Here is a 25,830-nt window from a genome sequence, read left to right on the forward strand (position 1 = left end):
GTTATTTAAAAGGTTTGTCTTATCCTCTAGAAAAAGCTATTTTTGCTTTAAGAAATTTTAATTTTTACAATTCAGCGAATGAATTATATTTCAAAGCAATTCAATATTCATTATTTACCAGAGTACAATCTTTTGGTCAAGGCTGGCTTTCAGAAAGATGTCTTGGCAGTGGTTGATAAAAAGTCGGTTGCGCCGATTTTGATCGAGTATCCTTCAGAGGAGCCGATTTTAGATGCCACGCGAATTATGAGTCTTCCGTTTCGATTTGTCCGTGTGGTGATACCACATCAAACTTTTACATTTATTCCGAAAGAGTTTTTTCTGAGTGAAAAGATGGGCGATTACCTGAAGTTTTTAGGCACATCTGATCTTGAAAATACCTTTAGCTATTCTTTAGATAACCTTAATTTAATTGCTGCATATCAGTTTGATGGATTGTTATTAAATAGATGGAGGAGGTTGTTTCCTGATGCTGTGATACTTCCCGAGTTCGCTGTTGTGCTTGACCGCGCACAGGAGCGCGTTTCGATTCGAGGTAGTGTCTTAGGGCTTCATTTTGTAGCTGAAAATACGGTTGATTTTTACCTGTTTAAAAACGGTGTTTTCCAGCTCTATAATAGTTTTGAAATTCATACGCTGGATGATATTAGCTATTATGTGCTTAATATTTTAACCCAATTCAACCTTGGCGACTCCATTAACAAAGTGCTTCTTTCAGGAGAAATCCCAAATGAATCTTATTATAAGCGTATCTCGACTTATACTGCTGATATTGAAATATTGGATTTAAAAACAAAAGTTGTATTGGCAGATAGGGAAGTCGACTCAAATTTGGCGCCATATAATGTATTATTTGATTCTATACTATGCGAATAATCGGAGGTCGTTTAGGTGGCTTAAGGCTCAATCCACCAAATAATTTACCTGTGCGACCAACCACGGATATCGCCAAAGAAGCGCTGTTTAATATTTTACAGAACAAGCTGGATTTTGATGGTTTAGCATGTCTGGATCTTTTTGCAGGAACAGGGAATATTAGTTTTGAGCTCGCATCGAGGGATGTGGAGCATGTAGATGCGATAGACCTTCATTTCAAATGTGTGCAATACATCAATGATACAGTGGATAAGATGAAATTGGAGCAGATTAAAGCAAGAAAAGCCGATGTGTTCAAATTCATTGCTAGCTGTAGGGATACTTATGATTTTATTTTTGCTGATCCACCTTATGATATTCCTAAATTACCACAATTACCAAAACTAATTTTTGACCAACAATTACTGCGTAATGGTGGGCTCCTCGTTGTTGAGCATCCGTCAACAAGGCAGATGGAAGATCATCCAAATTTTATAGAAACTAGGAAATACGGGTATTCATCATTTTCTTTTTACACTAATACGATCTAATATGAAAATTGCTGTTTTTCCGGGATCCTTTGACCCTTTTACTTTAGCGCATCAAGATCTTGTCGAAAGAGCAATGCCGTTATTTGATAAAATCATTATTGCGGTAGGATATAACGCCAATAAAAAGGGTATGTTAAACCATGACGAGCGGGTGGAATCAATTAGCCGTGTTTTTAGCGACGTAAGCGGGGTTGAGGTGCATAAATATAAGGGCTTAACCGTGGAGTTCTGCAGGCAGGTTAAAGCGCGTTTTATATTACGTGGGCTCCGGAATACCAATGATTTCGAATTTGAAAACGCCATTGCTCAAAATAATCTCCTGCTCAATAACGAGGTGGAAAGTTATTTCTTGATGAGTAGGTCTGGGACTGCCCATATTTCTTCGTCCATTGTTAGAGATGTCTGGTTTAATGGGGGGGATATCAGTGCGATGGTGCCCGTTGCCATTCTGTCGCTATTGAATGAAAAAGATAAATAAGCACGATCAATAAAGCCCGATTTAATAAAAAAGTGCAGCAAAATAATATTTTGTTGCACTTTTTTTATTATTGGTAGACAGGGTTTTATGTGTTTTATGTAAATAATATGTTTTCGGTATTGAAGACTGTCTGATTCCTCTCTATGCTTTAAGGCCAAATATTATTTGGTTACACCATTATTTCAGACTTAATATGTTTGTTTTCAAATCATTAAATTAATTTATCCGTATTTTAGCTTACTATGAGCTTGCTTTGTCCAATAGATCACATTCTTCAGGTGTTAGCTTGATTTCGACAGCTCTACTGAGTTCTTCGAGCTGCTGGATACTGGTTGCACTTACAATAGGAGCTGTAACTGATGGTCTATGTAAAATCCAGGCTAAGGCAATGGCTGACATGCTTGCTTGTTGGCTATGGGCTATCTCAGCTAATACATCTAAAATACGGAGACCACGCGCATTAAACCTGTCTTTTAATGCATCGTAGCGCTTTACCTCTTTTATATCATCCAAAGAGCGGTATTTGCCCGAGAGGAAGCCGCTGGCGAGTGAATAGTAGCTGATTACACCTAGATGATTGTTAAGGGTCAATTGTTCATACTGTTCTTCATATTTCACTCGGTCGTAAAGGTTGTATTCCGGCTGGATAGCAATATAAGCGGGCAGATTGTGCTCCTCAGCAATCTGGAGGGATTCCGCAATCCGTTCCGGACTGAGATTTGATGCACCGATCCATTTTATTTTTCCAGTCTGGATCAGGTGATGGTAAGCCTCCAGTGTTTCATCGATTCCGATTGTCAGATCATCGTGATGAGATTGATAAAGATCAATTGTATCTACCTTCAGGCGCAAGAGCGAATCTTCCACAGCTTTAATAATATACTCTTTTTTCAGATTAGGTTTACTATTATCTATTCGGCGTCCACCGACTTTTGTGGCAATCTGAATTTTATCACGCGTATCTCGTTTGTTGATCCATTTGCCAATGATTGTTTCTGATTCAGATCCGCTGTGCCCCGGTACCCAATGCGAATAGTTGTTAGATGTATCAATCAGGCTGAATCCCATATCGACAAAAGCATCTAACAGCGCGAAGGATTGCTTCTCATCTACGGTCCAACCAAATACATTTCCACCAAATACAAGCGGTTTGAATTCAATTTCACTATTTCCGAGTTTTACTTTTTCCATGATCATTTGATTGTTTCCTAATTAAAATTAGGTAAAAAAGCCCATTTTCAATCTATTTATATCGGAGTGAAAAGTTTTTTTTAAATTTTCTTATTCATTCTCAGCAGGTTTTAAAAATGATTAGTAAGGTAATTTGGAATAATAAAAACTTTGCTTACTTTTGCATCATCCCAAACGGATATGCCCGGATGGCGGAATTGGTAGACGCGCTGGTCTCAAACACCAGTGGGAAACCGTGCCGGTTCGACTCCGGCTCCGGGTACAAAAATCCTCTTTACTGAATGTAAAGAGGATTTATTGTTTTATAGGCCTTTTTCAATAAATCATTACATCCGATAATCACGGATGGATTATGTACAAAAGTTGAAGATATGTCAAAAAATAGGATCAGGGCATTGTTCTGCAACGATTAATCATAGACCGAGGTGGACTCAAACCCTCTTACCTCGGTCCGCGGGAGAGCGAGGTGTTAACCAGAATAGATTAACGTCTCACCAATAACTAATCTTGTTAATATAGACGAACCCTAATAAACTCCTTATAACAGTTGGCATCGGAGAAGTGTGAAGTATAAAAGAAAGTTCTATAATTCACATCTCAGTAGCCATGTTTATCAACGCATGTTTTTTTTTGACGATAAAATGTTACCGACCTACAGCAACAACATCGGACAAACGTCAAAATTAATCCGCCCAGGAATTAGAGTTAATTCTGGGCGGAAAGGATTGATAAGGGAGGGGATGATATGACGGATCTGTTATTCTAAACTTGTTAATGGAACAAGTCGGAAGTTTGCAAGGTACATCTGAAAATTCTTTACGGCTTGTGGCGTATGGCCATCTTCGTTGAGATCGTAATTCGTATATCCGACTAATGACTCGAAGCCATTTGTTTGCAATGATGTGGAATAATCTTTTAGTGAGCTCATTGCTAGTGTTGGAAACTCACTAAATTTGAGCGTAATTGTTTTCCACCCGTTGTCAAATCCAAATGGACTTAATTCTAATCCGCCAGTAGTCACTTTTTTCCATTCCCAAGCCGTGATATTATAGAGATATGCATAGTTCACCCCACTTCTGTTTTTATTCATTTTGAAAGGGATAGCGCCTGATATCCAGGGTGATGGCATGTATAGTTCAAATTGTATGGCGAGATTTTCAATGGAGGTTGTTCCTTTTATCTCGCTATTGTTTTCAATCAATTTGTTGAAAGCTTTATAAGCGTGAAACTTAAAAAAATTGCCGCTAATACCATTGTTTGTTGCTACGGGTATATCTGTTTTTGTAGCTGGAATAGCAATCACGTATTCTGGATTTCGCTGAAGGCCTGTCAGTGCCGCAATATCCCCTGGATTCGAGTAGATTTTGATCCCGTTACTTCCTCCAGCAACCATAGCTTCCTCTGTAAAAGTTTTTAGAAATATTCCATTTTGGAAAAACATGTAGGGAGCTGAAGAATAGCGCTCATTATCGATCTCAATCGTAATGCGTCCATATTTTTGTCTATCGATGTTTGCAGGAACAATCACTTGTAAGATGGAGTCATTGGCAGATTTTATAGTACCTTTTGTTGAATCAGGGAAAGTGACGGCATTCGCATCTTTCAGGTTTTTACCGTATACTTCAATGAGGTCTCCAGCATAGGGCATTGTATAAGATATTCCACTGATCGATGGAATTTTATCTGGGTCCCGAAAAATAAATCCGTCAAAGCTTATTTGACCTGCTGTGGTCACTAGCTTGATGGTGTTTAGCAATGTTTGGTCCGTTACATCACTGCCTGTTGGTATGGTCTCCGGCACGTTGATGATAATGTCTGTATCGGTAACATAAATCGGTATAAAAGGCACCTGTGTTCCATTGAAGTAGACACGCTGTAGGCCAGTAAAACCATTGCCGTGGATACGGATCCAATTATTGAAAAAAACAGAAGATATCTGGGTGGGTTCTGTATTTCTGCTGTGTGACCAGACACCTGTAACTTGTATGCTGCTGCTAGCTGAATCTTTCTTGCATGAAAAAAAACTATAACATATTAGCACTATGATAAATATATATGTAATCCTTAAATTTTTCATATCAAATTATTTAAAGTCATAATTTATTGGAGCTGAGGTCAATTCAGGATCAGTTGTTACATCTGCAGATGGGTAGGGTAAACACCAAATATTGGATGTTGAACCCACTGCATGCACATAAGATCCTGCGGGCAGGTTATGTACCACGGCTTGTGGTTTGTAACCACTTTGGGCGCGAGGAGAGTTTGTCCAACCTTTGCCTGCGGGATACAATAAAGGATCATAGGTGTATGCCCAAGAGGCATAATTGGTAAATGGGGTTTCCGCATCGCTATCTTTTAGTTTATTATTGAGTAAGTTAAGGGTCCATTCCATGTCGTAAAAGGATCTCCTCTTAAGGTCAGTCCAGTAGATCGTCTCATAAAAAAACTCGAGCCTTCTTTCCATAAATAATCGGTTTCGGGTAATCGTTGTTGCTGGCACATAATTCTGGATATTTTTGCTGAATGCCCTTTCCCTTACTTTATTAAAGTATGTTAGCGCTATTTGATCAGCAGTCTGTTGTTGTCTTCCAAGAGCAGCCTCGACATACATGAGATAGATTTCAGACATCCGTAACATGGGTGATACTAAACCTGTATTGCCCTGAACAGCCGCTCCATCGGTGTCTTTACTACTGCCGACAACGAATTTTTTTAAATTGACCTTCGTTTTTCCGCTAGGTACAGTCCAGCTTCCTGCTTTTAAGTGAGTTCCGATATAACTGTAATTTTGTCCAGGAATCGAAACACTTCCGCGCATTCTGGACAACGCACCATCATCCACAAAGGACTTGAGCATATCGTAAGAAGCGAATAGTGCCCCGCCTCCATTTAAGTTGCCTGTTAACTCCCTGTTGTAGGCAAGATCATTCAATGGACTCGTATATCCCCAATCTGTAATGCCCGGTATAAATTGAATGCCAAATAGGGTTTCCGAATTATTATTGTTTTGTGTCCGCCAAAGTTGTTCGAAATCAGGCAGCATGGAGTAATATCCGCCTTCCACCACTTGTTGACAGAGTTTCTTGACATGCTGAAAATAGGTGTCTGCCAATTCGTTGTTGCTTCCTGCATTGTTTCGACTTAGATAATCGGTTGAAAAATGGTTGCCCATCGCATAATTTGCAGCCATTAGGTATATCCTTGATAGCATCCCCCTTGCACTATCTTTAGTCACTCTTCCTTTTGTATCGGTATCTTTGAGAAATTCTGACGCAAATATGAGGTCGTTAATGGCGTATTGCACCACATCTTCAAAGCGATGAGGTGGTGTTAGGGGATTTAAAGTATGGTTTCTAGGATCGTCGATAATGGGTACATCGTGCCATAAGTTTGCCAGGTACCAATATGCAGTTGCTCGCATAAAACGTGCTTCAGCTTCGCATGCTTTTACTTCTGTTTCGTTTATACCATTTGCTATCGCTGTTTTCACATAATCATTGATAATGTAATCAGCTTGGGTAATCACCAGATATAAAGATGCCCAAGAGTTTGCTATATTATTGTAATTGGCAACTTCTGAGAATAGGGCAGTAGTGATCAATTCACCGGTCACTCCGTCCACATATAGATTTCCAGCTCTGGCCTCTGTGATTTCCCGTACAGAGGTGTTGGTGGTGTACCATGGTCGGCAGTATAGAGCAGCCGTTGCGCCACGGAGATCGGCTATGTTTTTAAAAGATTGTGTTGCCTGTTTCTGTGTTTCAGATGTTACGTCAAGGTATTTTTCACAGCTTGAAAAACCTAATATAGCACAAACTAATGGGATATAATAAAATGTATTTTTCATGATCAAATGGTTAAAAGGTGATATCTAAACCTAATGTATATGTGCGAGGTGAAGGAACAAAACCACCGTCAACGCCATAGCGAAGCATACTTTGCCCTGAACTGGAACCTACTTCAGGTGTATAGCCTTTATACTTGGTGAAGATGAACACATTTTGTAAATTGGAATACACCCGAATATTGTTGATATTATATCTAGACAGAAATTTTGTTGGAAACCGATAACCTAGAGCGATATTTTGTACCCTCACGAAAGTGCCATCTTCCACAAAACGATCACTAAAGATGCTGTTTTGAGCATCTCTGACAGACATGCGTCCTAATTGAGGATCTGAACCTGGTAGCACAAATGCATTCCACACATTTGTATTTTGTGCATCACCGTCATAATAACCGATTTTTGGATAGTTGGCAACATCTTTTCGGACATTGCTATACGTTCTGGGATTATCCAGCGCTGCTCTAAAAATATTAAAGATTTTATGACCAAAAGAACCGTTTAAGAACAGCGTGAAATCAAAGTTTTTATAATTGAACGTGTTATTGAAACCAAAAGTAAATTTCGGCAGCGGACTTCCGATCAATGTCATATCGGCATCGTTGATGATTCCGTCCTGATTCAGATCTGCATAAAGGATGTCACCGACATAGGTGGAAGTTGCTAAGCCGTCATTATTGACAATGTCACCAATTCGATTTTTAAATGTCGCAGTGATCACGGTACTCGTTCCATTACCATTATCCTGTAGATAGTCAGATGCAGTATTAATTCGACCAATCTGTTTGTATCCATAAAATTGAGAAATAGGCTTGCCCTGCATGGTTTGGGTGATGATGTTGGTGCCATTGGAGTAATCAATCTGTTGGATTGTTGCTGTTTTGGTATTCATGCGGGTCACCTCATTTCGATTAAGGGTAAACACAAGCCCACTTCTCCAGTTGAAATCGGTCTTTTTGATGTTATGTGTATTGAGGGAAAATTCAATTCCTTTATTTTCTATAGCACCAATATTATAATAAGGAGGGGCAGCTGAACCTGGGGTATTGCCGCGTGTCCCCGTGAATGAGGGCAAAGACAAACGAAGGAGAAGATCATCTGTGACTTTATTGTAAGCATCGAAAACCAATTCAACACGCCGCTTTAAAAAACTGAGATCAAAGCCTATATTCCAAGATTTTGTTGTCTCCCACGTAATATTTTCGTTCGGAATATTTGAAGTCGAATAACCTACTCCCCAATTGTTGGTGAGGACATTAGCTAAAATGGCCTGATAGGCAAATGCGTCTACATTGGCATTGCCAACGGCGCCATAACTCACCCTAAATTTGAGATCATCAATGCTATTTTTTAAAGGAGCGAAAAATCGTTCTTGAGACACGCGCCATGCAAGAGCTGCCGAAGGAAAATTGCCCCATCTACGGCCTCTTGCAAAGTTATGCGATCCATCACGGCGAAATGTCGCTGTAAAGAGATAACGGTTATCATAATTATAGGTGCCTCGCGCCAGAAAGGAAATTCTTTTGGTTTCATTGGAGTTGCCTGCATTCGAATCATACTCTGCATCTCCAGCGTCAAGACCTGGCAACTCGCTTGAGCCATATTGACGTTCACCCATTAAAAACTCATATCGAGTGGCAATGACTTCATGTCCTAGCATTAATGTTGTTTTGTGCTTTTTACCGAAATCTTTATTAAAATTGAATAGGTTTTTCAGTGACCAGAATGTATTAAAGGATTTTTCATGTCTAGTTTCGGAATTAGATTTGATGGAAGCACCAAAAGTATAGGCGGGTAAAAACTGCTGATAGTTATTGGTATTGCCTTCGCCAGTGAGCTCGGATCTAAAGTTCATCCATGTCGTCGGTTTAACTTCCAGATAAAAATTACCTCTTCCTCCAAATTGAGCTCGGTTACGTTGATTGAGCTGTGCGATGGCCAAAGGGTTTGAAAATCCAAGATTATTTGCATCGTATTCAGATGAAGGTCCACCAAATGTGCCATCGGCGTTTCGGACAGGGATAGATGGCGTTTGCAATAGAGAACTACCAACAACACCCCATGACGAAACTGCTGTAGCTTGCTTCGTATAATTACCATTAAGTACAGCACCCATTTTTAACCATGGACGCAACTCCGTTTCCTGATTTAACCGAAAAGTGAATCGCTTGAAGCCCGATCCGTAAATCATACCATCTTGATTGAGATAACCCGCGGAGACTGCATAATTGGAAATCTGGTTTCCGCCTCGTACGGCGATATCATATGTTTGTAGATTGCCTACTCTATAAAGTTCGTCTTGCCAATTTGTTCCCTCTCCTAGGTACTCAGGATGTGCAAAGTCTGTTCGATGGCCATAGCCGAGCACATCGGAGAAAGCATTGTGGTGTACGGCATACTCCCTGAGGTTCATCATTTTTATCTTTTTTGGGAGTTCTTCTAAACCATATTTTAGATTGAAATTGATAATTGGACGAGCATTTTTTCCCTTTTTCATGGTGATAATAATTACACCATTTGCGCCCTGGGCGCCATAAATTGCGGAAGCAGATGCATCTTTAAGTACCTCGATACTTTCGATATCATTCGGATTGATTCCTGCCAGTGCATTTACATCATTATTACCTGTCTGCCCACTCATAATGACTCCATCTACAACGTAAATAGGTTCGTTTGTACTATTGATAGAGTTTATGCCGCGAATCTGAATAGAGCTTCCCCCTCCGGGAAGACCTGAGTTGGATGACATTTGTAGGCCTGCTATTCGTCCCTGAAAGACCTGATCTATCGTAGTGGGTACAGATTGCTGTATACTCTCCGCTGTAATTGACGAAACAGCCCCTGTAAGGTCACTTTTTTTCATGGTGCCATAACCCACGTTAACAACGACTTCGTCAATTTTTCTCGTGTCATCTTGTAGAATAATGTCGATTGTTTTACGATTTGAAGTCGCAACAGTGACAGTCTTATAACCTACACTCGAAAAGCTCAGAGTGGCATTTTTTGGTGCCTTTATGGTATAAAACCCGTCTTTGTTTGTCTTGGTCACGATACTGGAATTTTCTATCCCCACCGTGACGCCGATTAACGGCTCGCCTAGTATGTTTTTAACGGAGCCCTCTATCTGTGTATTTTGCCCAAATGCATAAACACAAGTAGATAGAAAGAGAATGATTAATAGTTGAATTCTCATAATTAAACAGTTTAGCTAGTTCAGATTTTTCTTTCTAGAAAGAGTGTTGTCTTCGATCGAGCTTCTAAATCAATTTTTACTGATAGATGAAACGTAGTAGATTTGCGGTACACCATCTCGCTGTGGATTATCAACAGCTGCCAAAGATCGGAATGGCCGAGTGGATAGGAGCATAGGAATTTTTATTCCTGCAATTGGATTTTTCATAACTTTAATAGAATTTATAATTGGTTTTAGGACTTTTACTTTAACTTCTGTCGAATGCTGTAGCCCGTTTATGATTATAAATGTCGAAATAACATTTCGAAACTGAAATATCATCGTGTTTCATAAACATTGTTTTTTGTTACATCCTTTTTAACTTATTGTTATTCAGGTGTAAAATTTATTTGTAAATTCTACTTTATCACTTTGGGAGCTATGATCTCGTTTATGTCAGAGGCAAACTATTGTATGTAGATGTGAGTTCAAATCACTTGTTTAATACTCTGCTTCGTATATAATAGCGCTGAATTATCCATTTTTAAACGATGTTATTATATAAGTAAAATTGATATTTACTTATCTTATATCTCTGATTCATAGATATACGTGGATTGCCAAAGTGGACTTCAAGCACCTATCATATAGATGCTGCAGCAATTTTATTTTAGCTGCAATAAATTTGTAGCAGGTCTTACGGATGAAAGAGATTCTTTCAGCGCGAATAGTATATTACCTAAAGCTTAACTGTGACTCGAGCGCATACAATCCAAACTCGCCACAACAGGTTAAGTAATAAATAAAAATTGGGCGAGAAAGAGTGCACATTCAGGATAGTTGTTTACTTTGATAATCTTGTGATTAGTGCGGATTGTCGGCTTGTATATCTTTAGAAGTGCGGTGTTTGTGGTATTAGGATCTGAAAACACTATTAATTGAAACAAATAGCAAATTAAAAGTAACATTTTACGACGTTATTTTTGGCCAAGTATGATAATTTTGAAGAGTGATTTAAGAATCTCAACATGCACCTGTCTTTATTAACCGCATTTAATGATCCGGTGGTTGAGTATAAAAAATAGCGTCATCAATAACCAATTGTAAGTAAGGGATCGCTCGCCTCAGGATTAGATACGTACATACATTTGAATAGGAGAAAAAGACAGACACTGGTTGACAGATCGAAAAAGTATCTATTGAATAGGACTATTTTTTCAGAAATTGCAGGTCAAAGCAGATTATTTTAACAAAATTATTAAACCTTATTAGCTATGAGAGCTTACTTTAAATTTTTGATTTATTTATTATTCTTTAGCGGTACAGCATCAGCGCAAGATCGTCTTTACAAAACTAACTTCGCTTTAGCGGATGTTAAGCTCTTAGAAAGCCCTTTTAAACATGCGCAGGACCTAAATGTGACAACACTGCTCCATTATGATGTCGATAGGCTATTGGCTCCTTTTCTAAAAGAGGCTGGTCTGCCGCCAAAAGCTCCGAGTTTTGGTAATTGGATTGATCTCGATGGTCACATTGGTGGACATTACCTTTCAGCATTGGCCATTCATTATGCTGCCACAGGTAATATACAATTAAAAATACGTATGGAATATATGCTTTCTGAATTGAAAAAATGTCAGGACAAGCAGGGCAATGGTTACTTAGGTGGTGTTCCTGAAGGTAAATATATCTGGAATGAAGTTGGGAAAGGAAATGTGAATATTGTAGGGCGTTATTGGGTGCCGTGGTATAATTTGCATAAGACCTATGCCGGTCTGCGGGATTCGTGGTTGTATGGGGGTAATGAGCAAGCTAAAGAGATGTTTTTAAAGCTATGTGATTGGGGTGCGCAACTGATCAGTAAGCTAGATGATAGTCAGATGGAGACAATGTTAGCTAATGAATTTGGTGGAATGAACGAAGTTTATGCAGACGCCTATCAAATGACAAAAGACGATCGTTATTTAAAGACAGCAAAGAGATTCTCACATCGGGAAATATTTGACAGTATGCGTATACAAGAGGATAATCTCGATAATAAGCATGCAAATACACAAGTTCCCAAAGCTGTGGGATATCAACGTGTTGCCGAAGTGTCAGATGATATGGATTATGCTACTGCGGCGCGATTCTTTTGGGAGACTGTAGTGGGCTATCGTTCGCTTGCATTGGGTGGAAATAGTCGGCGCGAACATTTTCCGTCCCAGAAGGATTTTTTCAGTTACATAGAAGAACGTGAAGGGCCTGAGTCTTGTAATACAAACAATATGTTGAAGTTGACCGAAGGGCTTTTTAGGATGAGACACGATGCCAGGTTAATGGATTTTTATGAAAGAGCACTTTACAATCACATTCTTTCAACCCAGCATCCTGAGCATGGTGGTTATGTTTATTTTACATCTGCTAGACCCGCACATTATAGAGTGTACTCTAGTGTTAATAGTGCAATGTGGTGTTGCGTGGGGACCGGAATGGAAAATCATGGTAAGTATGGCGAAATGATTTATAGTCATCAGAGTGATAGCCTTTATGTAAATCTTTTTGTGCCTTCGGAAGTTCAGTGGAAGGAGAAAAAAATTACCTTGACTCAGCAAGGCAATTTGCCCGTAACCGGCCGAGGTTCCCTAACTATTGATCTTCATCTGCCCACTCGAATCAAAATGTTCGTGCGTTATCCGCTTTGGGCTCAGAAAGGCGAATTTAAAGTACAGGTGGACGGGTTTAATTATGCGGATAATACCAAACCAGGGGAGTACATTATTATTGATCGCATATGGAAAAAAGGAGACATCGTTACATTGGATACAAAATTGAAATTTCACGTCGAAGAACTTCCATTTAACCCGGATTATGTAGCGCTATTTCGTGGCCCAATCTTAATGGGAGCAAAAGTGGGTACTAAAAATTTGGATGGCTTGGTTGCCGATGACCATCGTTGGGGGCATATAGCACATGGCCCGTTGGTTTCGCTGTTCGACAGTCCGATCCTATTGGGAGAACGAAAGGATCTGTTAAAATTTCTGAATGAAAGCGCGCCGTTAGATAGCGATTCACTCCATTATAGGATGAATGCGACGGTTACCAGGGGAAATGAAAAGAATTTGACACTTCAGCCATTTTATCAAATTCATGATAGCCGTTATATGATGTATTGGTTGTCTGTAACAAAAAATAGATTTGATCATCTCAAAAAGGAAATGGAGCATAAAGAACAGGAAAAAGTTGGGTTGGATCAGCGTACTGCAGATATGATCAAGCTAGGAGAGCAGCAACCCGAAGTGGACCACGTCTTGAAAGGCGAAAACATAGCCAAAGGTGTACATCAAGGTGAGTCATGGCGTCAAACTAATGGAGGAGGCAGCTTTTCTTTTGAACTCCAAACCAATAAGAAACAACCATTAGATCTTTTAGTTCGATATTGGGGATATGAGATTGGGAATAAGAAATTTGATATTCTGGTTGATGACAAGATATTGGTTGCAGAAGATTTGGCTAGAAAATGGGAACAGAGTAAATTTTTCGATGTCACTTATTCCATTCCCCAAGAGTGGACGAAAAACAAAACAAAGATTCGTGTTGAGTTTAAGGCAAAGGAAAACAACAGCAGTGGTCGGATATTTCAAGTTCGCTTAGTTGAAAGACACCGATAAGACATTTAATATTTTTAACCTAAACAAATTACATATAAAATATGATATACAGCATAAAAAAAGGAATTCTTGTCTTGTTATTCTTGTCTATGACACAAATTGTCCGCGCTCAGCATACTGTGTGGTTAGACGACTTAGACCTGAAAGTAGCAACAGTGGGTCATGGGAATCCCGAAGCAAATAAGTCCGTTAGTGGAAAGCCACTAACGATAGCTGGTCAAGTCTATAAACGAGGCTTTGGTACACATGCTGAAAGTACACTTTTCATTGAGTTAGACGGAAAAGCAAAAAATTCACGGCATTCGTTGGATTAGACGATGCTGTCCGGGATCACGACGCCGCTGTTGAATTTATTGTTTATGGAGATAAGAAAAAATTATGTTCAAGTGGTATTATGCGATCAAAAGACGCTGCAAAAAAAATTGATGTCGAGCTGAAAGGTGTTCAAAAGTTAGCCTTAGTTGTAACAGACGGCGGCAATGGTCCATATTATGATCATGCCAATTGGGTAGATGCAAAATTTACTGCAGATGAAAAGGCTATTTTCAAAACTTTTGATCCAGTAGCGTCGGTTCCCTATATACTTACCCCAAAAGCAAAAGAGACACCACGTATCAATAACGCTTCGGTGTATGGTGTCAGGCCGGGGTCACCATTTTTGCTTAGAATAGCTGCTACTGGTATAAGGCCTATGCGTTTTTCGGTTGAAAATTTACCAAAAGGACTGAGTTTAGATTCAAATACCGGAATCATCAGGGGAAATATCGCGAAAAAAGGCACTTATGAGGTGAAATTAGCAGCGAGAAATGGAAAAGGGGCGACTTCAAAGCAGTTACGTATCGTATGTGGAGATGAAATTGCACTTACTCCAACCATGGGGTGGAACAGCTGGAATTGTTTTGGACATGAAGTATCTGCTGAAAAAGTTAAGCGTGCTGCTGATGCTTTAGTCAAAAGCGGTCTCGTTGATCACGGTTGGAGCTATATCAATATTGATGACTCTTGGCAGTTTAATAGGGATCAGAAAGATTCGGCTTTTGCGGGAAATATGCGCGATAAAGATGGCTTTATTATCACAAACTCTAAGTTTCCCGATATGAAGGGTTTGGCAGACTATGTACATGATTCGGGGTTAAAGATCGGCATTTATTCATCACCGGGTCCTTGGACCTGTGGTGGATGTGCTGGAAGTTACGGCTATGAACGGCAAGATGCAGAAAAGTATGCGGAATGGGGGATTGACTATTTGAAGTATGACTGGTGCAGTTACGGCGGAGTTATCAATCGGCCGACCACGAGCGACCCAAAAACTGTTCCTTCTTTATCTTTTCAAGGAGGAGGAGACCTTCAGAAAGGGGTTTATCCATTTCAGCTTATGGGAGACTATTTGAAAAAGCAATCTCGGGACATAGTTTACAATCTTTGTCAATACGGCATGGGAGATGTATGGAAATGGGGAAATCAAGTTCATGCACAATCTTGGCGTACCACAAATGATATTACTGACAGTTGGGCCAGTGTGCGAGATATTGCATTGGCGCAAGATAAAGCTGCTAGTTATGCAAAGCCCGGTAATTGGAATGATCCCGATATGCTAGTTGTAGGGATTGTGGGATGGGGAAACTCGCATCCGACCAGACTCAAACCTGATGAGCAGTATTTACATATCAGTCTATGGAGTATCTTTTCTGCTCCAATGCTTATCGGATGTGATCTTGAAAAGTTAGACAGTTTTACTTTGAACCTGTTGACTAATGACGAAGTTATTGCTATAAATCAGGATGCACTTGGTCGGCAGGGTACATGCCAGCAAACGATAGGTGATCTTCGGATTTATACCAAGGATCTCGAAGATGGTAGTAAAGCCGTAGCCTTTGCTAATTTTGGACTCGAAAGGCTCAATCTTTCTTATAGCGATTTTAATAAATTAGGGATCTATGGCAAGCAGATAATTCGGGATTTATGGCGTCAAAAAGACATAGCTCAAATACAGACAAATGCGGATGAATTGCAGCTTGAAATTCCAGCTCATGGTGTACTATTTTATAAACTAAGCCGCACCCAATAGTTTTAAAATAATTGTGGTAATAAATTCTAGTAAAATACAATTCTCAAAATATCATTATAACCTATTAATTAAAAAAATGATTCGCTACTTATTGATTTTTATTCTAACAGCAACGTCTACACGAATATTTGCCCAGAATCCAATTATACAGAATACCTACACCGCCGATCCAGCACCGATGGTTTATAACGATCGACTTTATGTCTATACGACACATGACGAAGATAAGTCCACGTGGTTCAATATGAACAATTGGCGCGCATATTCTACCAATGATATGATTAACTGGATCGATCATGGTAAAATTCTGTCATACACCGATTTTGAATGGGCCAAAGGAGATGCTTGGGCGGCACAATGTGTTGAGAAAAATGGTAAGTTTTACCTTTATGTTCCTGTTATCTCCGAGCTGAATAATCGTGGAGCGATAGGAGTCGCCGTTGGTGATAGTCCGCTGGGTCCATTTTATGATCCATTGGGCAAACCACTCCTGCAGAGTGAGTGGGGAGACATTGACGCTGCCATTTTCATTGATGACGATGGGACAGCGCATATGTATTGGGGTAACCCAACATTGAAGTATGTGCAGTTAAACGAAGACATGATATCTTACACAGGGGAGATATGTTTTTTGACTGCTGGAAAACTGAGAAATGAAATTTAAGTTTCATGCACAAAAAGAGGAGAGGGAATGATAAAATATTTCACTCTGTTGGATTGATATACAGTTCGTACACATAATGTGAATGATTATTCGCTTACCGCTACAGAAATTACCTACAATGCGGATGGAACCATTCAGAAACTTCCTTTCTGGACTAGGATGGTGTAAAAAGAGAGCGCTGAAAACTGTAAAAGGAATCCACGATTTATACTTCGTTTTTAAGGGGGAAAAAGACCTTTTCTATTTCGACTGGTGGAAAATTAATTAACATATAAAGTTGTTCGGGCTGGCAAACCGCCAGCTCTATTTCTGTTTTTATCTCCTTTAGCTAAAAGGAGCCTATACCGTTGCAATTCTCCCTGACGTTTAGGTGTACTACAGCAATCATAAATCAGAATTTTCAGCTCTAAAACTTTTTGTATATGTCATGGAAAAGATCGGAGGATATTGGAAACCCATTATATTATATCATCTTTCCAATGGGGAAAAACGTTATAGCGAATTGAAGCGGGCAATACCGGCAATAACCGAGAAGATGCTAATTCAACATTTAAAACAAATGGAGAATGATGGTCTGGTAATCCGAAGGGCTAAACCTGCAGTACCGCCACACGTTTCATATATCCTTAGCGAATCGGGTGAAGCTTTAATACCTGTTATTGATGCGATGGCAAAATGGGCACTTCAAGAAATGGAAAAGTAATATATTTATTAATCTCAAAATTTTGTTCGTTTAGTCTCCGTAAATGAGACACGTCGCCCATTTCAAATAAAAAAAGCCAGCAATACGGTAGCTTTTTTCGCTTTGCGGAAAGTAAGAGATTCGAACCTTATGAGTCAAAGCCGCTTCCAGAGCGTATTTTATAGTGCTAAAAACAAAAATGCCACGAATAGCGATTATTCGTGGCATTTGTATCATTTGGCGGAAAGGGAGGGATTCGAACCCTCGATACAGTCATCCCGTATACAGTCTTTCCAGGACTGCTCATTCGACCACTCTGACACCTTTCCGTGTTTCAGTGCACAAATGTAGCAATTTTTTGAGTTATTGCAACTTTATTCGTACAATTTACCGTTCACTTTATTATATGCTATTGACAGTAAGCGTATTGTTTTTATTTTTTTTGGAATAAAACTTATTGCTTAATTTTCGGGATGACAAATAATTATTTCGACACCAAACACGAGCTTCTCGAAATAGCGCTAAAACGTACTAACGATCGGATTTCAATGATAGCATCTGCTTTGGAAACAGCAAGAGACTCGAGCACCGATGACACTAAAAGTAGCGCTGGTGACAAATATGAAACTTCACGCGAAATGATTCAGCAGGATATCAATCGTTACCAAAAGCAACTTCTCGAAGCTAATAAAGACTTACAACAACTACTCAACATACAACCTGTAATCCGTAATGAAACACCCATTGCTCGAGCAGGATCGCTCGTTCAAACTGATGTGGGCTTTTACTTTATTGCAACAAGTATTGGAGCGGTGAAAGTAGGGGATAGTACGATCTTCATCATCTCGCCGTTATCGCCCATCGGACAGCTACTTATCGGAAAGAAAATAGGAGATAGTTTTGTATTTAACACTGTCAACCAAAAAGTGAATGCAATTTATTAGGTAGTTAAAAGCTTAAAAATTAAACAATAGTGCGCTTCATCTGTTCTTATAAGTACAGATATGACGAATGACATGAAATTAAATAAATTATTTTTAACCCTATCAATAGGAGCTTTATCCTTAATTCACGCTTGTAGATCGCCCGAATCGGACGAAAAGCTCAAATCAACAATCCAAGCGGCCTTAGAAAATACGCCTGGTATCGAAGTGAATGTTGAAGAAGGAAATGTTACGCTGGATGGACAGATTGGTTCTGATTCGCTTAAGCAGCATATAGAAGACAAAACGAAAATGGCAGGTGGGGAAAATATAAAATCCATTCATAACAATATCATGGTAAACCTCCCTGAACCTGAAGATGCGCGTGAAAAATATCATGAAATTATTGGTGGAGCGGTTGATTCTACCTTGACGAGGGATGTCAACCTGGTTCTGGAAGATTTTCCTACTATTACCGCTCAGGTTAAGGAGGGAATTATCGTAGCAACTGGGAATCTTGAAAAATCAAAAATAGATACGCTTAGGAAAAGATTAGAACATATCAAGCCTAAAGGTATTGATATGAAAGGGGTTATTAGCCGCTAATATCTTATAAAGGAAGCCAACCAAATTTGAGGGATAGCTTCCTTTACTTCATATGTCTATTTATACAACCAAGTTACACATTTTCGATCAAATCTCGTATAGCAACTGATGCTATCGCCCCACCAAACGCTGCAGGTAGATAAGACATTGTTCCATAAGCTGATTTTTTAAAATTACTCCCATCAGTATACAGCAAAGAATCCTTATTTGGCAATTCGGTTGAAAAGGCTACTTTAACACCCTCCCGAATACCGTGTTTCCGCAATTTCTTACGAATGTGATGCGCCAGTTTACAGTTATAGGATTTACCAATATCGTCAATTTTGATCTTTGTGGGATCCACTTTTCCTCCTGCACCCATTGAACTCACAAAAGGTATATTGGCCTCCAACGCTCTTCGAATGAAAAATAGTTTAGGTGTAATACTATCAATAGCTTCTACGCAGTAGTCCGGAGACAATTCCAATAATGCAGGTATCTTTTCTGGAATGATAAAATCCTGTATTACCGTCAAGTCTAACTCGGGATTTATCGCTAACAATCGTTGACGCATAATCTCAGCTTTCGCCTCGCCATGATTGGTCGCCAAGGCTGGTAGTTGTCTATTACGGTTGGACGGATCTACTGTATCTCCATCGATGATGGTCATTTTCCCCACACCTGCCCGGCATATAAATTCTGCTGCAAATGACCCCACACCGCCTAATCCCAATACCATCACATGCGAATTTGCTAATTTTTCAATCGCCGCTCGACCAATTAATGCTTCGGTACGTGACAGCCAACTTAAATCTTTCATTTATTTAATTCAATTTTTTATTTCATGATGCAGCCCGCGTATTTCATTCAATAGGAATAAACACAATATGCTGGCTTATTTATTAAATACTTTCTTATAATTCTGATATATAATGCATTTTAGCTCTTCCACTGCTATCGATCTCACCTGAGCTACGTAGCAATAAAGGGCATTAATTTCTATCATCGTATCTGTATCTGTCTCTAGAAACAGATGACAGAGTGAAATATGTTGTAAAAGCTCATCCTGACTTCCATTCAGACAGTGTTGGCCAATGGATAAATAATAACCTTTGCGTATTAATTGTTGACCCAAAATCCAATTTTTACGATATCCATGAAAAATGACAGGTTCTTTAAAATCTAATCTTTTCAGGCTGCTTACGATCTCCTCAAAAGCGCGCACACAATGAATGATTAGCGGCTTCTGATATTTTTGGGCTAAGCAAACCTGTTTATCAAAGATAGACTGCTGATCAGTGAGGGGAATTTCTATCGTTTTGTCTATACCGCATTCACCTATAGCTAAAACTTGCTTTCGTTCTAATGCGTTGGCCATTAGTCCTAAATCGTGTTCAGTATTCCCATTGATATACCATGGGTGCAAACCTACTGAACAATCGACCTCAGTAACGAGCTCTGAATGGTTCAGCGCAACATTCTTTATAGAACGAACTTCGAGCTCGCTGACCGGATAATTCCGATGCGTATGTAAATCGATATAGGGAATCTGTGAAGCCAACGGAACAAAGGTCGAAAAAATACTTGAAGCAAAAAATATTCTCTACAAAATTAGTATAGTTTTATTCGTCCAAGCTAGTCCCCAACGCTTTCAGGACGGCGGAAGCTTTCAAAAGACACTCTTGATACTCGTGTTCGGCATCTGCCTGATTAGTAACCGCTCCTCCAGTATGAAAAGAAAGGTACCTTTTTTGTTTATTGTAAAGTAATGAACGGATAACGACGTTAAAATCAAATTCATCATGTACAGTATCAAAATAACCAATAGATCCAGCATAGATACCACGCTTCCGGGCTTCAAGCTGATCGCAAATCTGCATTGCAGCAATTTTAGGAGCACCGGTCATTGAACCTGCAGGAAAAGTATTTCTAATGACGTCCACATTGGCAACATGTGGTGCCTGAACGCAGGTAATGGTCGAAATCATTTGATGCACCTGTTTAAATGACTGGATCTCAAAAAGGCGGGTAGCTTCAACAGTTCCGGGTAAAGCGCTACGCGTTAAATCATTACGAACCAAGTCTACAATCATCACATTTTCTGCAATTTCTTTTTTTGATCTCAACATGTCAGCAATAATTTCTTGGTCTTCTATTGCATTCGTTCCCCTTTTCGCAGTACCTTTAATAGGTTGAGAAATCAATTTTCCTCGTTGTTTCGCTAAAAATCGTTCGGGGGAAGCGCTCATGATAAAATGATGCCCTAACCTGAAAAATGAACTAAATGGAGTAGGTGATATGGAATTCAAACGATGATAGACTTCAAAGGGAGAAACATCAGCATTTTCAGCAAAAAATTCCTGACAAAGGTTTACTTCATAGATGTCTCCACGCTGAATATGTGCCTGTACATTTTCAAAAGCTTCGGTATATTCACTTTTTGTCCAGCGCGATTGCACATGCACAGCAATTGGCAACGCCTCAGGGATCTGAGTATCGGAAATAGCCTGATAAATTGCAACAGGATCTTCAGCTTCAATATGCACCTGATCACCAGTCCATCGAATCGTAATTGCCGGCACAAAAAAATAAGCTTCCGGAAACTCGAGCTCATCCTTTCCCGTAGTTTGCAATTCTTCGATCTCATTCTTAAGATCATAGGAAAGAAATCCAGGTATAAATTCAGATCGATGTAATTTCAAAAAAGCATCGAGCCCGTCAAATACATTTTGATTTGCGCGGAACGAATGCAATGCCTTGACAGCCATTACCTGTTCAAATTTGCCCCATTGATCGGACATCCCATTACTATTAAAGAAAGAAATTTCATCAAATTGCCCCGACCAGTGTAGGGCTTTTTGATGAAATTTGTCTTTAGAATCGAGAAGAGCAAAACTTTCGATCCGCATAGTTTATTTCGATAAAGCTAATGTTTGTTTACGATCAGGGCCTACCGATAGGATTGTAATAGGCACTTCAAGAGCTTTCTCTAAATAAGAAATATAATTTTTTAATGCTTCAGGTATTTCCTGTTCAGATGTAATACCGGTCAAATCTTGTTTCCAGCCGTCAATTTCTTCCAAAATAGGCTCCGCTTGATGTGTGATAATTTCATAAGGCATATAATCAATCACTTCACCGTTATATTTGTAGTGCGTACAGGCGTAGATTTTATCGAAAGTATCTAATACATCAGCCTTCATCATAATCAAGTCTGTAACGCCATTCAACATAATCGCATACTTCAAAGCAGGAATATCAATCCAACCAGTACGACGGGCACGGCCTGTAGTCGCTCCAAATTCATGCCCCAGTTGACGTAATTTCTCACCAGTCTCATCATGAAGTTCAGTAGGGAAGGGACCGCCACCCACACGAGTAGCATAGGCTTTAAAGATACCGTATACTTTACCAATTTTATTTGGCGCAATACCAAGTCCTGTACAAGCTCCTGCTGTAGTGGTATTAGAGGAAGTAACAAAAGGGTAAGAACCGAAATCAACATCCAAAAGTGTGCCTTGCGCTCCCTCAGCCAACACGCGTTTACCTTCTTTCAAATATTGATTCACCAAATGTTCTGAATCCACATGTGGAATTGACTTAATGAATTCGATAGCATCTAAAAATGCTTTCTCTTTCTCACTAAAATCTGGTATATCACCATAATGTGAAAGAATATTAAGATGTTTTTCTTTCAACTTCTGGTAACGCTCCTGAAAATCTGGAAGCGTTGTATCACCTACACGTAAACCGTTTCTACCGGTTTTATCCATATAAGTTGGCCCAATACCTTTTAGCGTAGATCCAATTTTACCTGCACCCATATTTGATTCTGAGGCAGCATCCAATAATTGGTGTGTCGGCAGAATAAGGTGTGCTTTGCGCGCTAAAACCAAATTGCCTTTACCCACCGGATCAAAACCAGCTGTCTTTAGATTGTCTAACTCTCTTTTTAAGATAATCGGATCGATAACGACACCATTACCTATAAGATTTAGTGTACCTTCATTGAAGATACCAGATGGAATTGTGTTGAGTACGAATTTCTTGTTATCGAATTCCAACGTGTGTCCGGCGTTAGGGCCGCCTTGGAAACGAGCGATCAAATCGTATTTCGGACAAAATACGTCTACGATTTTACCTTTACCCTCGTCACCCCATTGTAAGCCCAAAAGCACATCAACTTGCATAGCTTTTAAAGTATAGTAATTAAATGTTATTAATAAAAATAGACTCTATTTTAAAAATAAAATGTTCAGGAATTTTTCTCCTGAACATTCCTGAACAAATGTACTATTATATTTAAGAAAATATAAGATTAATTTGAAATAGCTGTGTGCACTACAGCCTCTTCTTTTTTGTTCTTAAGTTGACAGTCTTGACACACGCCATACAAATTGAGCGAGTGGTGCTTAATGTCAAATTTTAAAAGATCTCCCATCAGACTCTGAATTTGGTTGATACGGGGATCACAAAACTCAACAACCTTATTGCACTCAATGCAGATCACGTGATCGTGCTGTTTGAAACCATAAGATTTTTCAAATTGCGCCATGTTCCGGCCAAACTGGTGCTTTGTAACCAGATCGCAAGACACCAAAAGTTCTAGGGTATTATAAACTGTAGCACGACTGACACGGTATTTTTTGTTCTTCATATGGATATATAAAGACTCTACATCAAAATGGTCGGTACGTGAATAAATCTCTTCCAAGATCGCATAGCGCTCTGGTGTTTTTCTTAGATTTTTGTTTTCTAAGTAGGCCTCGAAGATTTTTTTTACAGTTGCAAAATTTTCAGCTTGATTCATAGTAAAAATATTCTTGTACAAATTTACCAATTAGGATTGATATTTCCGCTATTAAAAATAGGGGCAAGGTAGGCGCTTAAAAGCGATTTTGAATCCAAATGCTAAAGACTAGCTTTCCGATTCATACCGATTAACACCTGTTATTCCTCTAACTTGCTTTAAATTTCTCATTAAACTTTCAAGTTGAGCAGTATCATTCACATACACCATAATATTACCATCAAAAATACCATCATTACTTGAAATCGACAATGATCGGATATTGACCGTAAATTCTTGGGAAATCACAGTTGTTAGTTTATTTACCAAACCAACATCATCGATACCAACAATATGCAAACCGGTCAAAAATGCAGAATCCTTTGTGGAGGCCCATCGCGCTTTTAAAATTCTGTACCCATAATTTGCCATCAATTTTGAAGCATTTGGACAGCTCGTACGGTGAATCTTTATTCCGTCATTAACCGTTAAAAATCCAAAGATATCATCACCGGGGATAGGGTTGCAACACGGAGCTAAAGTATAATCGACTTTCTGCATATCATCACCAATCAAAATCGTATCGAACTCCTTCTTATTGATCTTTTCGACTAATCCGCCGATATGTGCGTTAAATTGATTTCCAGAAGAGCTATTTATATTGACTTCAACGGCCTTTTCATGCGCAACATACTCTCGTAATTGCCTCATATCGACTATTCCCTTGGCAACATTGTAGAACAGATCTTGTGAACTGGGATACTTGAGAAAATTGGCAATTTTGTTAATATTGTCCGTGTTATACGTCACTTTGAGTGATTTTAACTTTCGTTCCAATATCTCTTTTCCATCTTCCGCAACTCTTCTCTTTTCTTCTTTTAATGAAGACCTAATTTTGGATTTGGCTTTTGCAGTTACGACAAAATTTAACCAATCCTCCTTAGGAGATTGCTTGCTCGATGTAATAATCTCGACCTGATCCCCATTTTGTAGAATATGACTCAAAGGAACCAGCTTGTGGTTTACTTTAGCTCCAATACAGCTTGCCCCAATATCTGAGTGAATTTCAAATGCAAAATCTAAAGCCGTGGCATTGTTGGGCAGTTGTATCAATGTTCCTTTCGGAGTGAAGATAAAAATCTCATCCGAGAACAGATTCATTTTAAAATCATCCACAAAATCCATTGCATTCTGATCTGGACTGCTTAATACATCGCGTACCTTTTTGATCCATTGATCCAAACCGGAATCAGAATTTGATTCTTTGTACTTCCAATGTGCCGCAAACCCCTTTTCGGCAATTTCATTCATTCGTTTAGTACGAATCTGAACTTCCACCCACTGCCCTCGAGGCCCCATTACTGTGGTATGCAATGACTCATAACCATTTCCTTTCGGCGAGGAAATCCAATCCCTAAGCCGGTCGGGATTAGGACGATACAAATCGGTGACGATCGAGTAGACCTTCCAGCACTCAGTCTTTTCCTTCTCATCTACAGCATCGATAACAATACGTATGGCAAACAGGTCATAAACTTCTTCAAAAGGAATCGATTTTTTCCGCATCTTATTCCATATGGAATGAATTGATTTGGGGCGGCCAAATACCGAAGCTTTGATTCCTTGTTCCTCCAATATCTCTTTGATGGGATCGATAAAATCACCTATAAACCGCTCACGCTCCGCTTTTTTCTCATTGAGTTTTCGTGCGATAAATTTATAAGTATCCGGATCGGTATATTTCATCGAGAGATCTTCCAACTCAGATTTTATTGCGTAAAGCCCCAAACGATGGGCTAATGGCGCATAAAGGTAACTCGTTTCCGAAGCAATCTTCAGCTGCTTATCCCGAGCCATAAATTCCATCGTGCGCATATTGTGCAGCCTATCCGCTAATTTGATAAGAATGACACGAACATCGTCTGCAAGCGTGAGCAGCATTTTTCTAAAATTCTCCGCCTGCATGGAACTATTTGGATCAAAAATTCCCGAAATTTTAGTCAGTCCATCGATAATCCGACGAACTTTTTTACCAAACATTTCTTCAATTTCATCCAATGTTACATTGGTATCTTCAACTACATCGTGGAGCAACGCGCATACTATAGATGTTGTCCCTAAACCAATCTCTTCGGCAGCAATCTGGGCAACAGCAATTGGGTGATAGATATAAGGCTCTCCTGATTTGCGTCGCATTTCCTTATGGCTATCCAATGCTAAGTCAAATGCCTTCCGGATCTCCTGCTTGTCCCCACGCTGTAAAGTAGGTTTACAAGCGCGTAACAATGCTCGGTAACGTTTCCTTATCTCTTTGTTTTCTGCTTCAATATCAATCACATAATCTTTCATAAACGTTACTGGTAAATGATGTTTTTTGA

At 39.3% G+C, this 25,830-nt stretch carries 20 protein-coding genes, 2 tRNA genes and 1 pseudogene; 12 read left to right on the top strand and 11 right to left on the bottom strand.

Annotated features, from left to right (window positions below):
* Window positions 1-78 precede the first annotated feature (78 nt).
* Genes J2X77_RS16295 through coaD form a run of 3 tightly spaced genes read left to right on the top strand, consistent with a single transcriptional unit; the run spans window position 79 to window position 1,884 of the window.
* Window positions 79-876: a DUF3822 family protein gene (locus J2X77_RS16295; RefSeq protein WP_209580248.1), complete on the top strand. Its 798-nt coding sequence runs from the start codon at window positions 79-81 to the stop codon at window positions 874-876.
* Window positions 867-1,406: a 16S rRNA (guanine(966)-N(2))-methyltransferase RsmD gene (rsmD, locus tag J2X77_RS16300; RefSeq protein WP_310081610.1), complete on the top strand. Its 540-nt coding sequence runs from the start codon at window positions 867-869 to the stop codon at window positions 1,404-1,406. Before J2X77_RS16295 ends, rsmD begins: the two co-directional genes overlap by 10 nt.
* A gap of 1 nt (window position 1,407) precedes the next feature.
* Window positions 1,408-1,884 (top strand): pantetheine-phosphate adenylyltransferase, encoded by a 477-nt coding sequence (gene coaD / locus J2X77_RS16305; RefSeq protein ID WP_209580245.1) that lies wholly within the window; start codon window positions 1,408-1,410, stop codon window positions 1,882-1,884.
* A 240-nt stretch (window positions 1,885-2,124) separates the two neighbouring features.
* Here coaD and J2X77_RS16310 read toward each other — a convergent pair whose 3' ends face one another.
* On the bottom strand, window positions 2,125-3,075 hold the full coding sequence (locus tag J2X77_RS16310) for an aldo/keto reductase (RefSeq protein WP_209580243.1): 951 nt from the start codon (window positions 3,073-3,075) through the stop codon (window positions 2,125-2,127).
* A 182-nt stretch (window positions 3,076-3,257) separates the two neighbouring features.
* Between J2X77_RS16310 and J2X77_RS16315 the strand changes: the two genes are divergently transcribed.
* Both J2X77_RS16315 and J2X77_RS23775 read left to right on the top strand, forming a co-directional pair.
* Window positions 3,258-3,337 (top strand) — tRNA-Leu (locus tag J2X77_RS16315).
* A 132-nt stretch (window positions 3,338-3,469) separates the two neighbouring features.
* Complete coding sequence (locus J2X77_RS23775; RefSeq protein ID WP_209580340.1) at window positions 3,470-3,562, top strand: hypothetical protein; 93 nt, start codon at window positions 3,470-3,472, stop codon at window positions 3,560-3,562.
* 270 nt (window positions 3,563-3,832) lie between these two features.
* Here the strand turns inward: J2X77_RS23775 and J2X77_RS16320 are convergent, their stop codons facing one another.
* From J2X77_RS16320 to J2X77_RS16330, 3 genes are read right to left on the bottom strand one after another with little or no spacing between them, the layout of a single operon-like run.
* On the bottom strand, window positions 3,833-5,152 hold the full coding sequence (locus J2X77_RS16320; RefSeq protein WP_209580241.1) for a glycan-binding surface protein: 1,320 nt from the start codon (window positions 5,150-5,152) through the stop codon (window positions 3,833-3,835).
* Between the two features lie 6 nt (window positions 5,153-5,158).
* The gene (locus tag J2X77_RS16325; RefSeq protein WP_209580239.1) at window positions 5,159-6,922 is read right to left on the bottom strand and encodes a RagB/SusD family nutrient uptake outer membrane protein; all 1,764 of its coding nucleotides are present in this window, start codon (window positions 6,920-6,922) and stop codon (window positions 5,159-5,161) included.
* A 10-nt stretch (window positions 6,923-6,932) separates the two neighbouring features.
* The gene (locus J2X77_RS16330) at window positions 6,933-10,112 is read right to left on the bottom strand and encodes a TonB-dependent receptor (RefSeq protein WP_209580228.1); all 3,180 of its coding nucleotides are present in this window, start codon (window positions 10,110-10,112) and stop codon (window positions 6,933-6,935) included.
* A 1,253-nt stretch (window positions 10,113-11,365) separates the two neighbouring features.
* Between J2X77_RS16330 and J2X77_RS16335 the strand changes: the two genes are divergently transcribed.
* The 5 genes and pseudogenes from J2X77_RS16335 to J2X77_RS16355 all read left to right on the top strand — a co-directional run bounded on the left by J2X77_RS16335 (window position 11,366) and on the right by J2X77_RS16355 (window position 17,176).
* The gene (locus J2X77_RS16335) at window positions 11,366-13,741 is read left to right on the top strand and encodes a beta-L-arabinofuranosidase domain-containing protein (protein WP_209580225.1); all 2,376 of its coding nucleotides are present in this window, start codon (window positions 11,366-11,368) and stop codon (window positions 13,739-13,741) included.
* An 89-nt stretch (window positions 13,742-13,830) separates the two neighbouring features.
* Window positions 13,831-14,513 (top strand): annotated as a pseudogene (locus J2X77_RS23780) (NPCBM/NEW2 domain-containing protein); the annotation flags it as partial.
* 102 nt (window positions 14,514-14,615) lie between these two features.
* Complete coding sequence (locus J2X77_RS23785) at window positions 14,616-15,809, top strand: glycoside hydrolase family 27 protein (RefSeq protein ID WP_409050317.1); 1,194 nt, start codon at window positions 14,616-14,618, stop codon at window positions 15,807-15,809.
* Window positions 15,810-15,885: 76 nt separating this feature from the next.
* Entirely contained in the window at window positions 15,886-16,473 is a 588-nt protein-coding gene (locus tag J2X77_RS16350) for a family 43 glycosylhydrolase (RefSeq protein WP_310081617.1), read from the top strand.
* A gap of 427 nt (window positions 16,474-16,900) precedes the next feature.
* Complete coding sequence (locus tag J2X77_RS16355; protein WP_209580224.1) at window positions 16,901-17,176, top strand: helix-turn-helix domain-containing protein; 276 nt, start codon at window positions 16,901-16,903, stop codon at window positions 17,174-17,176.
* 217 nt (window positions 17,177-17,393) lie between these two features.
* Here J2X77_RS16355 and J2X77_RS16360 read toward each other — a convergent pair.
* Window positions 17,394-17,484 (bottom strand) — tRNA-Ser (locus J2X77_RS16360).
* Between the two features lie 144 nt (window positions 17,485-17,628).
* On the opposite strand from J2X77_RS16360, the gene J2X77_RS16365 reads away from it, so the two are divergent.
* Complete coding sequence (locus tag J2X77_RS16365; protein ID WP_209580697.1) at window positions 17,629-18,099, top strand: GreA/GreB family elongation factor; 471 nt, start codon at window positions 17,629-17,631, stop codon at window positions 18,097-18,099.
* A 72-nt stretch (window positions 18,100-18,171) separates the two neighbouring features.
* The gene (locus J2X77_RS16370) at window positions 18,172-18,684 is read left to right on the top strand and encodes a BON domain-containing protein (protein ID WP_209580696.1); all 513 of its coding nucleotides are present in this window, start codon (window positions 18,172-18,174) and stop codon (window positions 18,682-18,684) included.
* Between the two features lie 73 nt (window positions 18,685-18,757).
* On the opposite strand, the gene J2X77_RS16375 is transcribed toward J2X77_RS16370, so the two are convergent.
* The 6 genes from J2X77_RS16375 to J2X77_RS16400 all read right to left on the bottom strand — a co-directional run bounded on the left by J2X77_RS16375 (window position 18,758) and on the right by J2X77_RS16400 (window position 25,801).
* Entirely contained in the window at window positions 18,758-19,483 is a 726-nt protein-coding gene (locus J2X77_RS16375) for a ThiF family adenylyltransferase (protein WP_209580695.1), read from the bottom strand.
* Between the two features lie 75 nt (window positions 19,484-19,558).
* Window positions 19,559-20,224 carry a TatD family hydrolase gene (locus J2X77_RS16380; RefSeq protein WP_209580694.1) on the bottom strand — a complete coding sequence of 222 codons (666 nt, stop codon included), beginning with the start codon at window positions 20,222-20,224 and terminating at the stop codon, window positions 19,559-19,561.
* A gap of 61 nt (window positions 20,225-20,285) precedes the next feature.
* A complete protein-coding gene (locus J2X77_RS16385; RefSeq protein WP_209580693.1) occupies window positions 20,286-21,572 on the bottom strand; it encodes an anthranilate synthase component I family protein in 1,287 nt (428 codons plus the stop codon).
* Window positions 21,573-21,575: 3 nt separating this feature from the next.
* Window positions 21,576-22,853 (bottom strand): adenylosuccinate synthase, encoded by a 1,278-nt coding sequence (locus tag J2X77_RS16390; RefSeq protein WP_209580692.1) that lies wholly within the window; start codon window positions 22,851-22,853, stop codon window positions 21,576-21,578.
* Window positions 22,854-22,981: 128 nt separating this feature from the next.
* On the bottom strand, window positions 22,982-23,473 hold the full coding sequence (locus J2X77_RS16395; RefSeq protein WP_209580691.1) for a Fur family transcriptional regulator: 492 nt from the start codon (window positions 23,471-23,473) through the stop codon (window positions 22,982-22,984).
* Between the two features lie 108 nt (window positions 23,474-23,581).
* Window positions 23,582-25,801, bottom strand: coding sequence for a bifunctional (p)ppGpp synthetase/guanosine-3',5'-bis(diphosphate) 3'-pyrophosphohydrolase (locus J2X77_RS16400; protein WP_209580690.1), 2,220 nt, complete (start codon window positions 25,799-25,801; stop codon window positions 23,582-23,584).
* Window positions 25,802-25,830 lie beyond the last annotated feature (29 nt).

It is taken from the genome of Sphingobacterium sp. 2149, assembly GCF_031455655.1.
GTDB lineage: Bacteria > Bacteroidota > Bacteroidia > Sphingobacteriales > Sphingobacteriaceae > Sphingobacterium.